This is a genomic window from Shewanella waksmanii (assembly GCF_043643685.1).
Lineage (GTDB): Bacteria > Pseudomonadota > Gammaproteobacteria > Enterobacterales > Shewanellaceae > Shewanella > Shewanella waksmanii_A.
This window is the reverse complement of sequence record NZ_JBHZSN010000009.1, coordinates 153,616-169,895: the sequence shown is the minus strand read 5'-3', so window position 1 is coordinate 169,895 and position 16,280 is coordinate 153,616. Positions and strand designations below refer to the sequence as shown.

Here is a 16,280-nt window from a genome sequence, read left to right as displayed (position 1 = left end):
ATTGACATAGAGCAATGATTCTAACCAAAAAATGTAACATCAACATGATTTAATTTTGTCACGGCTTACCTCGCACCTCATTGTTAGAGAAACATCCGGTTAAGTTCGGATAATCACCTCCCTATGAATGAACAAAAATTCCAATTGGAGGCACCTTTGTTATTTAAGCTTCATATAGCAGTTAAACCGGCAAATTAAAGCTACCGAAGCACCGCAAACACTCGCTCAAGCCTATGAAATAAGACTAGGCATTCCCAATATTAACAATACCTTAAGTATAAGCTGCAAGCTGAAATGTCAAGATTGTTAATAGAAATGCATGTGTTAATAACTAAATGGAATAAAGAAGATGAAACTAGCATTTCTCAAGCGCTTAAACCGAACTATGATTTAGCTATACAAAAAAGGAGCAAGCAACCCATGAGCAAAATTTACGAAGATAATTCACACACGATTGGTCATACCCCTCTTGTTAAACTTAACCGTGTCAGCAATGGCAATGTATTAGCAAAAATCGAAGCACGTAACCCAAGCTTTAGTGTGAAGTGTCGTATCGGTGCAAATATGATCTGGGATGCCGAGAAAAAAGGCACACTCACTCAAGGTAAAGAGCTTATTGAACCTACTTCAGGTAATACTGGTATTGCACTAGCCTATGTTGCTGCTGCACGTGGTTACAAATTAACGCTTACAATGCCAAACACCATGAGTCTTGAGCGTCGTAAACTACTTAAAGCCTTGGGCGCTAACTTAGTGTTGACCGACGGTGCTAAAGGAATGAAAGGTGCTATCGACAAAGCTGAAGAAATTCGTCAATCAGCTCCAGAAAAGTACGTGTTATTACAGCAGTTTGATAACCCAGCTAACCCTGAAATTCATGAAAAAACAACCGGACCTGAAATTTGGAATGACACAGATGGAAGCGTTGATGTGGTTGTAGCGGGTGTTGGTACTGGTGGTACAATTACTGGTGTTAGCCGTTACATCAAGAATGCACAAGGTAAAGCAATTACTTCGGTTGCGGTTGAGCCTGTAGATTCTCCCGTCATTGCCCAGACCTTAGCGGGTCAAACAGTACAACCTGGACCACACAAAATTCAAGGTATTGGTGCAGGCTTTATTCCAGGCAACTTAGATCTAGAAATGGTTGATCGCGTAGAAGCAGTGAGCAACGAAGATGCTATCGAAATGGCGCAACGTTTAATGAAAGAAGAAGGTATCTTAGTGGGTATCTCTTCAGGTGCAGCTGTGGTTGCAGCTAACCGTATTGCGGCGCTACCAGAGTTTGCTGATAAAAACATTGTGGTTATTTTACCATCTGCAGCAGAACGTTATCTCTCTTCTGTTCTATTCCAAGGACAGTTTGGTGACGCTGAGAACGTTCAATAAACAAAGCTTGTTTAGATAAAAAAGCCCTGCACTTGCAGGGCTTTTTACTATCTATATTACAGTCAGTTTAGAATATTGCTTAATGTTCTTGTCACCACCTGATTCAACAGCGCAGCGTCTAATGCTCGGTGGGTAATCGCTTGATATTCAGTTAGCTTAATAATCGCTAACACTTGATGAGCATCTGCCAGAGGCTCTGGTGAGCCTAACTGCACAAAAAACTTTTCTATGGTGCCGATAAAGCTATCATCGAGAATTTTTATCGCATCGGCCAACTGTTTATTGCGCAACGCCTCCTCATGAAAGGCGCTCTCTAAAATCCTGTCATCTCTGTGATTCACTTGCTCAATAATATGAGTACAAATCATTTGACTCAATGCTTCAACAACATGCTCTTTGCTCACTTGATTAGGAGACTCTTCAAGCCCATCCAGCATCGCAAATGCACTTTCTTCAAGCGCTTTGTTCATCCACAACGTTTTTTCTGCAAAGTACGTCAAAGCATCGCTGATGAGGATCTTGATATCACTGAAGTAATAAGTCGTCGACGCCAGCGGAACCTGGGCTTCATTTGCTATCGCACGATGCCGAACTCCTCGAATGCCCTCACGCACTACAATACGTAATGTCGCTTCCAATATCGCAATACGACGCGTCTCACCATCACTTCTCGATGTTTGTTTACCAAGGTATTGTAAACCGTGTTCCACAGTATGCCCTTTACGCTAGCTTGAGCGTCTAAGATAACATTCTCTTATCATTTTAGGCTAGAATCATTTCCCATAAACGAGGGATAGGCATTTAAACCGTTCAAACAACCAACCCAACAAATTAACCAACAAGCCTAACAATAAGAGCCGATAAAATACTAAATTCAACTCATAACAATAAAAGCTAAATAATTAAAAAAAACAGCAACGGATAAAAATTACCCATTAATTAGTTTCACCTACTCTCAAGAATAGCCGTATTACCATTCAGTCTCAAAATAACAAGACTCAGTATTTAACCCTCCCATTTCAACAATAAATTAACAATAACGGACAAAAGCCACATCGCACACCAATCAGCATTTAGTATTACCAGATACAATTTGTGAGACATAGAACACCAAAATAGCTCACTTATTAACCAATAAAACAAAAAAAACAACTTTTTTATGCAACTTTAGTGCAACATAGTGCCCGCCTTTTGATACAGGAAGATGCATTTTGATACAACTTGTATCGACATTATAAAAACAACCAACTAACAATTGAAACCTTTTTTAAACATATTTGCTCCACTTTTGTTCACTTGTATTATTTTGGTTAAAATAATGTTTTATTTTTATTTAAATGCAATACCAATACATCTGTGAACACCATGTTGCAGCAATCAAATCTGTGTGGTTATATCGATCCCCTGGTAAAAGTTATTATCAAACTGTAACGATAATGATTCTTACCTATATAAAAATAAACATATTGAACACTTAATAAGTGTCAGGGAGAAAACATGCAGTCCAACTCTGTATTAGCAAAAGCAGTTCGCTTTGCGTTGATTGGCGGTGCAGCAACAGCAGCACTCAGTTCACCAATGGTTATTGCAGCCGAAGAAGATAGCGTAGAACGCATTGAAGTGACCGGTTCACGTATTAAACGTACTGACATGGAAACCGCTACGCCAGTTACCGTACTAAGCGCTGACGATATGGCAAAGCAAGGCTTCACCACTATTCAAGATGCACTAGAAAGTTTAACTTCTACCACAAGTGCTATGACTACTCAGTCTGTACACGGTTTTACACCTGCTGCATCTTCAATCAGCTTACGGGGCGCTGGCGCGAGTCGTACTCTAACGCTGATTAACGGCAAACGCCTAAATCAATATCCGAAACCTGCTGGTGGTACCGATAACTTCGTTGATACCGCTAACCTTCCAATGGAAGCTGTTGCACGTATTGAAGTACTACAATCTGGTGGTTCAGCTGTATACGGTGCTGATGCGGTTGGTGGTGTAATTAACATCATTCTAAAGAAAGATTTTGAAGGTGTTGCACTTAAATACCGTCACGGTGATACCACTAACGGCGGCGGCGCAAGCGATCGTATCGCGCTATCTTTAGGTGCCTCATCTGATCGTGGTAACGTGTCAACTTTCATCGAATTTACTGACAACGAGCAACTAAAAGCGACTGATCGTGAAAACTTCGGTTTACACACCGATAAAGTACCACACAGTGAATACTCGCAGTACAGCTCATACGGTGCTCGTATTGCTGGTGGTAGCGGAGCTCGTTCTCTAACTGCTGAAGAGTGTACAGCCGGCGGTTGGTTCTGGGATAGCGCGCGTAGCATCTGTGGTTTTGACCGTTCAGAGTGGCGTGACCTTCAACCAGAAAGCACGCGCTTCATCAGCTCAACCAACTTTAATTATGAAATTGTCGATGACATTAACTTCGTAGGTCGTTTAGACTTTGCTGAAGCGAAATCAACAACTCGTATTGAGCCAATGGCGATTAACGATTATGACATCAATGTTGATGGCAATAATGTTACTGTATCTGCTGGCGATTTAAGCAAAACCTTCACTGATAAATCAACCGCTTTAGGCGGAGACTTTGCTAACGCAGAAGATGGTGACTACTACTACGTGCGCCGTCTACACGAATTTAGCAATCGTATGGGCGAAACCAAAACCCGCAACTACTTCTTTACTGCTGGCCTTGAAGGCGTTATTGCTGAAGAGTATGACTGGGATGCATCAATCAACTATGGTCGCACCAATGTAGATGTTTTCCGTGGTGGTTATGCAACTGTTGCTGGCATGTTTGACTACATCACTGCTGGTGACAATGGTAACTCTCTGCTTAAAAACATGAGCCAAGAAGACGTTGAAGCCGCTTCTTACACGCCATTTGAAAAAGCACAGTCTACTCAGAAAAACGTACAAGCGAATATTACCGGGGTGGCATTTGAACTGCCTGCAGGTGACGTTATGTTCGCAGCAGGTGCTGAGTACACTAAGCAAGATTACCAAACAGAATCAGATTCTGAATCAGCGAAAGGCAATATCCTAACAACTGGTGGCTCTTCTGGTGCTGGTGAGCGTTCTTACTGGGCGACTTACGCTGAACTAAGCATGCCAGTACTTGACGTACTAACTGTTGATGCTGCATTACGTTATGACAGATACAGCGACTTTGGTGGTAACGTTTCACCACAGGTTACTGTTCAATACCGTCCAGTGGATGAACTACTTGTTCGTGCCTCAGCGACTAGTGTATTCCGTGCGCCAGATATGCACCGAGTATACGGCGATGCAACTAATGGCTTTACCCAAGTAATTGACTACAAGCAATGTCAAGCCCTTGGCGGAACCCCAGGTGTGACTCACCCAGATCCAAAAATCAATGAGATCTGTAACGAGCTGCACATCGACACAACCACAGGTGCAAACAAAGAGCTAGAAGCCGAAACTGGTTACACTGCGAATATCGGTGCAGTATGGGGTGGTGATTCACTCAATGCTTCATTCGATTTATGGGAGTGGAAACTTGATGACATGGTTAGTGACATCAGCGCAAGCAAAGCAGCTCGTGAATACGAACAGTATGAAAACATGCTAACTCGTGATGCTGAAGGCACAATTACTCATGTGAACGCTGTTGCTCAAAACCTAGCATTCCAAAAAGTACGTGGTATTGATTTAACTGCTGGTTACAACTTTGACCTCAACAACTTTGGTGAACTAAAGCTTAACTTTAACGGTACATATATCCTGTTATCAGAAAGCCAATTATCGCCAACTGATCCAGTAGAAGATGATATCGATAACGGTGGTCTACCTCAGTATCGTGCTAACCTAATTGTCGGTTGGTTCATTGAGGATCTAGAAACGACTCTTGGTGCCTACCACACTGCGCGTATGCATGGTGCGAACTATGAGTCTATTAAAGGTGAAGTTGCTTCTCAAACGACTTGGAACCTAACTGCTGGTTACAACATCACAGATTCAATCGTTGTAAAAGGTGGTGTAGTGAATCTGTTTGATGCCGGTCCAAACTTTGACCCAACAATCACTTCTTGGCCACATTACCAGCGTTCAGTTTATAACGCTCGCGGTCGTGAGTGGTTCTTAGAAGGTGAAGTGAAGTTCTAACCTCACTTATCTAAAAAATAAAAACGGCATCTTCTGATGCCGTTTTTTTTGCGTGATTTGCAACATTTGTTAGCGGATGCCTAACTCTCGAAGCTATTTACTATTGCGCTTGTATACTCTCGCCACTTATAGACTGTTACGTTTAGTTAGAATCACGCTTATTTCTGTTAAACCAATCAGCATAAGAAAGTGATCTACTCAGCGCTATTTTTGGCAAACGAGTTCGAGACGAATAACTTAAGTAACAGTGGTTCTATTGAGAAGTTATTCAACGAAGAAGTTGGCAGCCAAAATTGAACAGCTTGCTGCTAGCCTCGTGACTTTTATTATTAAGCGTTGAATCAGCAAATCCCAAGCAATTCACGGCCTTTGCATCGCCAAAGACCGTCTATTCAGTCAAATAAGCTTTGCTATACAAATCCCAAATAATGGGCACTCACTACGACCACGCTCGATACAACAAACAATGCCAGAATAAAGCGCCAAATAAAACGTAACCAGTCACCCCAATCTACACGACACACCCCTAATGTCGCCATTAGTGACGCCGATGTCGGTACCAAGATGTTGGTAAAGCCATCACCTAATTGAAATGCGAGCACAGCAACTTGGCGCGTCACACCCACAATATCTGCTAATGGGGCCATCAAAGGCATAGTTAATGCAGCTTGCCCTGAGCCTGAGGTGACAAAGAAATTAAACACTGATTGAAATAACAACATAAACCATGCTGAAAAAACGGCTGGCAATTGACCAATAAATTGCCCGGCTGAATTCAGTACGGTATTCAGTACGCTAGGCTGGGTGGCATCTCCACCACCAAGTAATATCAAGATTCCCGACGCGCAACCAACCAGAACTGCAGGCTCCAGCATGGTTGCCGCACCTTGTTTAAAACTGACTGCAACTTTATTTGCTGTCATGCCATTGAGCTTAAACAGCACTGCAATGATGCCAACCACGATTCCCATCGTGAAAAATTGACTGGCGATCTCGGGAATAAACCACGCATGGGCAATCACTCCCCAAATCACCCAAGCAATCGTCAATGTGATCGTGGCAAGGACAAGTTTATCGCCCCAATTAAATCGAGCACTGATATCGGCATCGTCTTGGTTATCTCTAAAATACTGATCGCTGTGGTAACTGTAGGATAATTGCGGCTCACGTCTTATTTTAGCGGCATAGCGCATAGTAAAAGCTAATCCCATCAAGGTGAAACCGGCCCACATTAACGACCGCACGCCAGCACCAGACAATACCGGAACGCCCGCAATACCTTGAGCAATGGCAACACTAAATGGGTTCATCCAGGAGCTGGCAAAGCCGACTTGAGTAGCAACATATGTCACCATAACAGTGGTAATGCCATCGTAACCTAAGCGTATCATTAACGGACAGATAATAATTGCAAATGCTATCGCCTCTTCTCCCATACCAAATACGGCCCCGCCCAAAGAAAACAAGCTGAACAGCACAGGGATAAACACAGCCTCATTACCACGAGTGCGATCAATAAGCTTTAAAATACCATTATTGATCGTACCAGTAGCCATAACGACGCCAAATGAACCACCAATGACCAGCATAAACATGATCACCCCAATGGCACTGCCCCACTTTGAGCCCGATACAAGGCCTTCAAATGCAAAGTTAAAAAAGCCTATGCCGCCCCCACCCGCAAACAGCGAGACAGGCTCGGTGATTGGCTCACCCTGCTCATCAACTTGATAACTAAATGAGCTAGGATCAACAACGGTACGAGTTTTTTCAACACCATCAGTGACATACTGAACCTCTTGGATATTAAATGAACCAATCGGCACAAAATAAGTCAAGATCATGGCAAGTAACGCCACGAAAAAGATAATCACCAATGTATCAGGAAGCTGAAATTGACGCGTTGTGGCGCTTTTTTCGTTGTAATTTGTACTCGATGTCGTACTACTTGGAGTTGTTGTAGGCATATTGATTTTATGAGTGTTATTTTTACCGCAAAATATAAAGCATTGATGCCAGCAATCCCAGTCCTGGCAGTGATTATTTTCAATCACAACCTGATGGTATCCGCCCCCAATATCAACTAATACGCGCCGACAAAAGCAATGGTGTTTTTTCGCGATCATCACGATTAACTGATATGTTTATTAGTCAACACTGTACAAATGTTACCTTGCTCTCAATTTATCATTTTGATGAGCATTTAAGCGACACAAAATGATGTATCTGCATGCTTGGTGTGCTAGAATTTACTCGGTAAATTGGTCTTACCAATTTAATGTTACAGCGTGTGCCAGTTAATTCAAATTGTAATTTAATTACATTAAAAGTGATAATAACCACGTTAAAGTGATCAGGATCACGACAGTAAATTACATTTTATTTATACTAGCGTGCTATAGAAGCCCTTTACACTTTAAGTGGTTTCTTTAACTAACGATCAAATCTATATTGGTTAATAAAACCAATTAATAAGGACGAGAAAGGTTAGAGATGCAAAACAGTCCAAGCCCGTTTGACGCCATTACACCTGCAACAACAGCACAGAAAGTTGAAGATACGGCTGTCGTTAAGGTCAATAGAGACACAACATCAACATTGGTGTTGGCGATGACCGCCGGACTGTTTATCGGGCTTGCTTTCATTTTCTATGTGGTTGTCACCGCAGGCGGTCAGTCATTACCTTATGGTCTAAACAAACTGATTGGCGGTCTTTGCTTTAGTCTTGGTTTAATCCTCGTTGTAGTCCTCGGGGGCGAATTATTCACCTCTAGCGTACTCACGTTAACCGCCAAATTAAGTCATCGGGTTTCCCTTGCCGCCATGTTGAAAAACTGGGGACTCGTTTATATTGGAAACTTTATCGGTGCGATGTTACTCGTGGCACTCATGATAGCGGCCAAACATTATGAAAGTGGTCATGGTCTACTTGGCTTAGGCTACCTCACTACTGCACAAGCCAAATTACAGCATTCATTTACCCAAGCCATCGCCCTTGGCATCATGTGTAACATCATGGTCTGTCTCGCGGTATGGATGAGTTACGCAGGAAGAAGCGTTACCGACAAAGTTATCGCTGTTATCTTACCAGTCGCCATGTTTGTTGCAGCAGGTTTTGAGCATTGCATCGCAAACATGTTTCTTATTCCAATGGCCATCATCACTAAGCAGGTGGCAACAACTGAATTTTGGGCGCATGCTGGTATCGAACCAGCACAATTCGCCGATTTAACTTGGAGCCAATTTGTCTTCGCTAACCTCATTCCTGTCACCATTGGTAATATCATTGGTGGTGCATTGTTTGTCGGTTTGACTTATTGGTTTGTTTACCGTCGCCCCACGCAAAAACGTGGCTCCGACGCCTAACAGTAGTAACCCAATTCTTAACTTAAGGTATTTATACTATGAGCGAAAATACTGAAAAATTTTTAGCAGCATGGGAAGGTTTCGCCGCTGGTGATTGGAAAACAGAAGTCAACGTTCGTGACTTTATCCAATTGAACTACACGCCATATGAAGGTAATGAAGACTTTTTGGCTGAGGCAACACCTGCTACGACATCACTTTGGGATAAAGTGATGGAAGGAATCAAACAGGAAAACCGTACCCACGCTCCTGTCGACTTTGACACTGATAAAGTCTCTACCATTACTTCCCACGACGCGGGTTACATCAATCAAGACTTAGAAACCATCGTTGGTCTGCAAACTGATGCGCCACTAAAACGTGCAATGCTACCTAACGGCGGTATCCGCATGGTTGAAGGTTCTTGTGCTGCCTATGGCCGCGAACTCGACCCTAACATTAAATACGTATATTCAGAGCTACGTAAAACTCACAACCAAGGGGTATTTGACATCTACACCCCTGAAATTATGCGTTGCCGTAAATCTGGCGTATTAACCGGTTTGCCAGATGCATATGGTCGTGGTCGTATTATTGGTGATTACCGCAGAATCGCACTCTATGGTATTGATTACCTGATGCAGGAAAAGTTTGCTCAGTTTGGTTCACTACAACCACGTTTTGAAGCAGGCGAAGATCTTAGTGCTACCATGCAACTTCGAGAAGAAATTGCCGAGCAACATAAAGCACTAGGTCAAATGAAACAGATGGCTGCGAGTTACGGTTTTGATATTTCAGGACCTGCAACCAGTGCGAAAGAAGCGATTCAATGGACTTATTTCGGTTATCTCGCCGCAGTGAAAAGCCAAAACGGTGCAGCCATGTCGCTTGGCCGTACTTCTAGCTTCTTAGATATCTATATCGAGCGTGATATTAATAACGGTGTAATCACCGAACAAGAAGCACAAGAGATGGTTGACCATTTCGTCATGAAGTTACGCATGGTTCGCTTCTTACGTACGCCAGAATATGACGAATTGTTCTCTGGCGATCCAATCTGGGCAACTGAGTCTATTGCTGGTATGGGATTAGACGGTCGTACTTTGGTGACAAAGTCTAGCTTCCGTTTCCTACACACTTTATACAACATGGGTCCAAGCCCTGAACCAAACATCACTGTTCTTTGGTCAGAGAAGCTCCCCCTCAGCTTTAAAAAGTATTGTGCAAAAGTGTCAATTGATACCAGCTCAATCCAGTACGAAAACGACGACTTAATGCGTCCAGATTTCGACTCAGATGACTATGCCATTGCGTGTTGTGTTAGCCCTATGGTTGTTGGTAAGCATATGCAGTTCTTTGGCGCACGTGCTAACTTGGCCAAAACGATGCTTTATGCCATCAATGGTGGTGTCGATGAAAAGTTAAAAACCCAAATTGGTCCTAAAACAGCACCTATCACCGATGAAGTCCTCAGCTATGATGATGTCATGGGCCGCCTAGACTCAATGATGGATTGGTTAGCAACCCAGTATGTTTCTGCGCTAAATGCAATCCACTACATGCACGATAAATACTCGTACGAAGCTGCGCTAATGGCACTGCACGACCGAGACGTGCGCCGTACCATGGCTTGTGGTATTGCTGGCTTATCTATTGCGGCCGATTCACTATCAGCAATTAAATTTGCGAAAGTGAAACCTATCCGTGATGAGAATGGCATTGCCGTTGATTTTGACATTGATGGTGACTACCCTAAATTCGGTAACAATGACCCACGCGTTGATGACATTGCCAGTGATCTTGTTGAACGTTTCATGGGTAAAATCCGTCACATGAAGATGTACCGTGATGCGATTCCAACGCAATCAATTCTGACGATTACATCAAACGTTGTGTATGGTAAGAAAACAGGGACTACCCCAGATGGTCGCCCAGCTGGCGCGCCATTTGCCCCAGGTGCCAACCCAATGCATGGTCGCGACGAAAAAGGCGCTGTGGCTTCATTAACCTCAGTAGCCAAATTGCCGTTTGCCCACGCACAAGATGGTATTTCTTACACCTTCTCAATCGTACCTAATGCACTTGGTAAAGATGAAGACGGTCGCCGTGCCAACTTAGCCGCATTGATGGATGGTTATTTTGCCCATAGCGATAGTCGTGAAGGCGGACAACACCTAAATGTTAACGTGATGAACCGCGAAATGCTTGAAGATGCGATTGTTAATCCAGACAAGTACCCGCAGTTAACCATTCGTGTATCAGGTTATGCCGTTCGCTTTAACTCATTAACCGCTGAACAGCAAAAAGATGTGATCACACGTACGTTTACGCAAGGGCTCTAAAATCAGTAATACCTTAGACTTTTAGTAGCAATAAAGTAGGTTGTCATCTAAATTAGGACAGCCTACTTTTTTAAAACCTTGGAGTAAAAATGGCAGTAACAGGTCGGATTCATTCCCTTGAGTCTTTCGGTACAGTTGATGGCCCAGGCATTAGGTTTATCACCTTTATGCAAGGCTGCCTGATGCGCTGCCAATATTGCCACAATCGTGATACATGGGATCTTCACGGCGGCCGCGAAGTCGAAGTTGAAGAATTGATGGATCAAATCCGCAGCTATCGACCCTTTTTAGAGTCCAGCGGCGGCGGTGTCACGGCCAGTGGTGGTGAAGCCATACTTCAGGCTGAGTTTGTTGCCGAATTATTTAAAGCTTGCCAACAGGAAGGTATCCACACTTGTTTAGATACCAACGGCTTTGTGCGCAAGTACACCCCAGCCATTGATGATTTGTTAGATAACACCGATTTAGTTTTACTCGACATAAAGCAGGTCGATGATGCTAAGCACATTGCACTGACACAAGTCAGCAATCAACGTACCCTTCAATTTGCTCACTATCTACACCAACGCCAACAAAAAACGTGGATACGCTACGTGGTTGTCGGTGGGTTTACGGATGATATTGAATCAGCCAAAGCCTTAGCCAACCTAGTTAAGCCAATGACAAATGTTGAAAAAGTAGAACTCCTGCCCTACCACGAATTAGGCAAACATAAATGGGAAGCGATGGGAGAACAATATCAGTTAAATAATATCGCGCCCCCAAGCAGCGAAACGATGGCAGCGATAAAACAAGTTTTTGTCGATGCAGGTATTGAAGCGATTTACTAAGCTTGATGAACAAATAAGATTAGAGCTCTTCCCAATAACTCTTGTCGAGGCGCTCAAATGCAATTTTCAATACGATGGCCATGTCATAGTAACAAGCTTTTGCCCCAAGAGGTTTGCTTGAAACGCCCATCGTGTTGAGCTTATTAGACAACTGGTTACACCAGTCAAACAAAGTTAACGGTAACGGGTGCTGAGCACGCCACCCTAACCAGAGTAAACCTTGAATAGGTAAACTGATAAAAAATAACGCGATAGTGATAGCTTGAGGCAGAAACGCCCAACCATGAATATAAATCTGGCTAGCTGCGGCAAAAATTGCCAATAACGGCATTAAACGCATCGATAACTGCGTTGCGCGCACCACCCGATATTCAGGGAAGTAGAAACTTAGCTGTCGCACCATAGGCCAAGTCTTCATATATCGACGACCCATGCCAATGGTCTTAAACACATTAATGGTCAAAAACGGCACCTAACTTTTAAAAGACTGCCTATACCTTAGCACAATCCGCCGTGAAGCCCCAAGGCTAAAGGGATTTGGTAAAGCAGCAAAGACGATTCAATTGGAGTTATTCGGTCTGCTAGCGCAACGATTGAAAACCAGCATGAATCAACACAAATTCTTACTTTGTATAAGGTTTTAAACATGTCAAACAAACTGGTACTGGTTCTTAACTGTGGAAGTTCTTCCTTAAAATTTGCCATCATTGATGCAGCAACCGGTGAAGATCAAATCTCAGGTCTAGCAGAGTGCTTTGGCCTTGAAGATTCACGAATTAAATGGAAAGTAGATGGCAATAAGTTTGACGCAAGTTTAGGCGCATTTACTGCTCACCGTGAAGCAGTAGAATACATCGTTGACAACATCCTCGCCGGATACCCTGACATCGCCAGCCAAATCCAAGCCATTGGTCATCGCGTCGTGCACGGCGGCGAGAAGTTTACTCACTCAGTGGTTATCGATGAGAGCGTCGTCCAAGGCATTGAAGATTGTGCTGCACTTGCACCGCTGCATAATCCAGCGCACCTTATCGGCATCAGAGCAGCGCAGGCCTCGTTCCCAGAACTGCCGCAGGTGGCAGTATTTGATACCGCTTTCCACCAAACAATGCCGCAAGAAGCTTATGTTTATGCCCTACCCTATAAGTTTTATCGTGAACATGGCATCCGCCGTTATGGCATGCACGGTACAAGCCACTTATTTGTAAGCCGAGAGGCAGCAAAAGCGCTAGGTAAACCACTAGAACAGACCAATGTCATTTGCGCACACTTAGGTAATGGTGCTTCAGTAACAGCAGTTAAAGGCGGCAAAAGTGTCGATACCTCTATGGGGTTAACACCACTTGAAGGTCTAGTTATGGGCACACGCTGTGGCGATCTTGACCCATCTATCATTTATCACCTTGTCGACCGCTTAGGTTATACGCTTGAAGAAGTGAATAACTTAATGAATAAACAAAGTGGCCTATTGGGCATATCTGAACTCACCAACGATTGTCGCGGTATTGAAGAGGGTTATGAAAAAGGTCATAAAGGCGCCACATTAGCACTTGAGATCTTCTGTTACCGCCTAGCGAAATACATTGCTTCTTATACCGTTCCACTTGGACGTTTAGATGCGCTCGTCTTTACCGGTGGTATTGGTGAAAATTCAGATGTTATTCGCGAGAAAGTCCTTAACGCACTATCTATATTTAACTTTGAAGTAGATAAAGCCCGTAACTTAGCGGCACGTTTTGGTAAGCAAGGACAAATTTCGACAGATAACGGTCCCGTTGCTTTGGTTATCCCCACGAATGAAGAGTGGGTGATTGCTGAAGATGCCGTTGCACTACTTAACTAGTTTTAACAGCTAACAGATTTAGTTGGAGGTAACTGGTTACCTCCATTTGACCGCAGGCCATTGTACAGCCTGCAGATCGTCACTAAGAGGTTTTTATGTCTCGTAATATAATGCTAATTCCTATCGGTACTGGTGTGGGATTAACGTCAATCAGTCTAGGTATGGTTCGTGCTTTAGAGCGACATGGTGTGAAAGTGCGTTTTTTCAAGCCGATTGCTCAGCTCAGACCAACAGATACAGGTCCTGAACGCTCAACCACCATCTTAAGTAAATCACCAACGGTTAACCCTTTAGAGCCGTTTGACATGTCCCATGCGGAAAGCCTTATTCGCGCGGATCAAACAGATGTGCTTATGGAGCAAATCATTGCTCGTGCAACTGAACAAGCTAGCCCATCTGAAACCTTGATTGTTGAAGGTTTAGTACAAACTCGCAATCATCCGTTTTCCGACGATATCAACTATCAAGTCGCCAAAGCCCTTGATGCAGATATTATCTTTGTGGCCACACCGGGCAATGAAACAGCGACGGCATTAATGCACCGTTTGGAAATCGCCCATAACAGTTGGGGTGGCAATAAAAATAAACGCCTAATTGGCGCCATCATCAACAAAATTGGCGCACCTGTAGATAGCGAAGGTCGCGCACGTCCTGATCTTTCAGAAGTCTTTGATCACCAAGATATCCAGCGTTCAGATGCAGCACACATGTTCCAACTGCCTGGTAAGAGCCCACTGCGCATCTTAGGCAGTGTGCCCTATAACTTAGACCTAGTTGCACCACGCGCATCGGATTTAGCCAAACACCTTCGTGCTCGAATCATCAATGCTGGTGAAATGAACACTCGCCGTTTACGCAAAGTGACTTTTTGTGCGCGCAGTATTCCCAATATGGTTACCCACATCAATACTGACTCACTGCTGGTGACCTCAGGAGACAGATCAGATGTGATTGTTTCCGCCTGTCTGGCAGCTATGAATGGCGTGAAAGTTGGTGCACTACTGCTAACCGGTAGCTATGAGCCTGAGCCTGAAATCATGGCATTGTGCGCACAAGCGTTCGATACCGGCCTTCCGGTATTTTTGATTGATACCAATACATGGCAAACATCGCTCAATATTCAACGCTTCGATCATGAAGTCCCTGTCGATGATGCGGTGCGCATCGAAGAAGTCCAAGAGTATGTCGCCAGTCATATTGATCAAAACTGGGTTGAAAGCATTACCAAGGACTCGCCACGTGAACACCGACTATCACCACCCGCTTTCCGTTACAAGTTAACTGAATTAGCGCGCGCGGCGAGAAAAACGGTCGTGCTACCTGAAGGTGATGAGCCAAGAACCATCGAAGCGGCAGCAATTTGTGCCGAACGTGGCATCGCCAAATGTGTGTTATTGGGGAATCGAGAAGAGATTTTACGTATCGCCGCTCAACAAGGAGTTTCCCTTGGTGATGGTGTGGAAATCATTGAACCGGAAGCAGCACGCGAGCGTTATGTCGCCCCAATGGTTGATTTAAGACGCCATAAAGGCCTAACTGAGGTTGTGGCACGGGAACAACTCGAAGACAACATGGTACTAGGAACCATGATGCTGGCCCAAGAAGAAGTCGATGGCATAGTATCTGGCGCCGTTAACACCACCGCCAATACTATTCGTCCACCGCTACAGCTAATTAAGACTGCACCGGGTTCCAGCTTAGTGTCTTCAATCTTCTTTATGTTGATGCCAGACCAAGTATTAGTATACGGTGACTGTGCGATTAACCCAGATCCTAATGCAGAACAATTGGCGGATATCGCAATCCAATCTGCTGAATCTGCTGCTGCATTTGGGATTGAGCCAAGAGTGGCGATGATCAGCTACTCAACCGGTAGCTCAGGAACAGGATCAGATGTTGATAAGGTGCGCGAAGCAACGCGTATTGCCAAAGAGAAGCGCCCTGATTTAGTCATTGATGGTCCATTGCAATACGATGCAGCTGTGATGCCTAACGTAGCTCAATCTAAAGCTCCTGATAGCCCTGTGGCAGGCCAAGCTACCGTGTTCGTATTCCCAGATTTGAATACCGGTAATACCACCTATAAGGCCGTGCAGCGTAGTGCTGACCTAATCTCTATCGGCCCGATGCTGCAAGGGATGCGTAAGCCAGTTAATGATCTATCTCGAGGCGCATTAGTCGATGATATTGTCTACACTATCGCCCTGACTGCGATTCAGGCTTCCCAAAGCAAATAACGCCAATAATAAGATCAAAAAAGCCTGTCCATTGTGACAGGCTTTTGTTTATGTAGCTTAAAGAATACGGAGACGAAGATACGGTAAAAACCACAAAGGTTCACAAACCGTCAAAAAATAACCAGCATAAATTATAACTAAACATCAGTAA

At 43.9% G+C, this 16,280-nt stretch carries 10 protein-coding genes; 7 read left to right on the top strand and 3 right to left on the bottom strand.

What is annotated here, in order from left to right:
* Positions 1–420: 420 nt before the first annotated feature.
* Positions 421–1,389: a cysteine synthase A gene (cysK, locus tag ACHUFW_RS14850; RefSeq protein WP_394204117.1), complete on the top strand. Its 969-nt coding sequence runs from the start codon at positions 421–423 to the stop codon at positions 1,387–1,389.
* A gap of 62 nt (positions 1,390–1,451) precedes the next feature.
* Here cysK and ACHUFW_RS14845 read toward each other — a convergent pair whose 3' ends face one another.
* Positions 1,452–2,099, bottom strand: coding sequence for a TetR/AcrR family transcriptional regulator (locus ACHUFW_RS14845; protein ID WP_394204116.1), 648 nt, complete (start codon positions 2,097–2,099; stop codon positions 1,452–1,454).
* 787 nt (positions 2,100–2,886) lie between these two features.
* Here ACHUFW_RS14845 and ACHUFW_RS14840 point away from each other — a divergent pair.
* Positions 2,887–5,532 (top strand): TonB-dependent receptor, encoded by a 2,646-nt coding sequence (locus ACHUFW_RS14840; protein WP_394204115.1) that lies wholly within the window; start codon positions 2,887–2,889, stop codon positions 5,530–5,532.
* Positions 5,533–5,942: 410 nt separating this feature from the next.
* Here the strand turns inward: ACHUFW_RS14840 and yfcC are convergent, their stop codons facing one another.
* Complete coding sequence (yfcC, locus tag ACHUFW_RS14835) at positions 5,943–7,376, bottom strand: putative basic amino acid antiporter YfcC (RefSeq protein WP_394204149.1); 1,434 nt, start codon at positions 7,374–7,376, stop codon at positions 5,943–5,945.
* Between the two features lie 649 nt (positions 7,377–8,025).
* On the opposite strand from yfcC, the gene focA reads away from it, so the two are divergent.
* The 3 genes from focA (at position 8,026) to pflA (ending at position 12,049) form a co-directional block, all read left to right on the top strand.
* The gene (gene focA / locus ACHUFW_RS14830) at positions 8,026–8,898 is read left to right on the top strand and encodes a formate transporter FocA (RefSeq protein WP_394204114.1); all 873 of its coding nucleotides are present in this window, start codon (positions 8,026–8,028) and stop codon (positions 8,896–8,898) included.
* Positions 8,899–8,936: 38 nt separating this feature from the next.
* On the top strand, positions 8,937–11,219 hold the full coding sequence (gene pflB / locus ACHUFW_RS14825; protein WP_394204113.1) for a formate C-acetyltransferase: 2,283 nt from the start codon (positions 8,937–8,939) through the stop codon (positions 11,217–11,219).
* Between the two features lie 89 nt (positions 11,220–11,308).
* On the top strand, positions 11,309–12,049 hold the full coding sequence (pflA, locus tag ACHUFW_RS14820; protein ID WP_394204112.1) for a pyruvate formate lyase 1-activating protein: 741 nt from the start codon (positions 11,309–11,311) through the stop codon (positions 12,047–12,049).
* A 19-nt stretch (positions 12,050–12,068) separates the two neighbouring features.
* Here the strand turns inward: pflA and yfbV are convergent, their stop codons facing one another.
* Positions 12,069–12,512 carry a terminus macrodomain insulation protein YfbV gene (gene yfbV, locus ACHUFW_RS14815; protein ID WP_394204111.1) on the bottom strand — a complete coding sequence of 148 codons (444 nt, stop codon included), beginning with the start codon at positions 12,510–12,512 and terminating at the stop codon, positions 12,069–12,071.
* 183 nt (positions 12,513–12,695) lie between these two features.
* On the opposite strand from yfbV, the gene ackA reads away from it, so the two are divergent.
* Together ackA and pta are read left to right on the top strand one after the other, a co-directional pair.
* Complete coding sequence (gene ackA / locus ACHUFW_RS14810) at positions 12,696–13,892, top strand: acetate kinase (protein WP_394204110.1); 1,197 nt, start codon at positions 12,696–12,698, stop codon at positions 13,890–13,892.
* A 95-nt stretch (positions 13,893–13,987) separates the two neighbouring features.
* Positions 13,988–16,129 (top strand): phosphate acetyltransferase, encoded by a 2,142-nt coding sequence (pta, locus tag ACHUFW_RS14805; RefSeq protein ID WP_394204109.1) that lies wholly within the window; start codon positions 13,988–13,990, stop codon positions 16,127–16,129.
* The last annotated feature ends 151 nt before the right edge of the window (positions 16,130–16,280 follow it).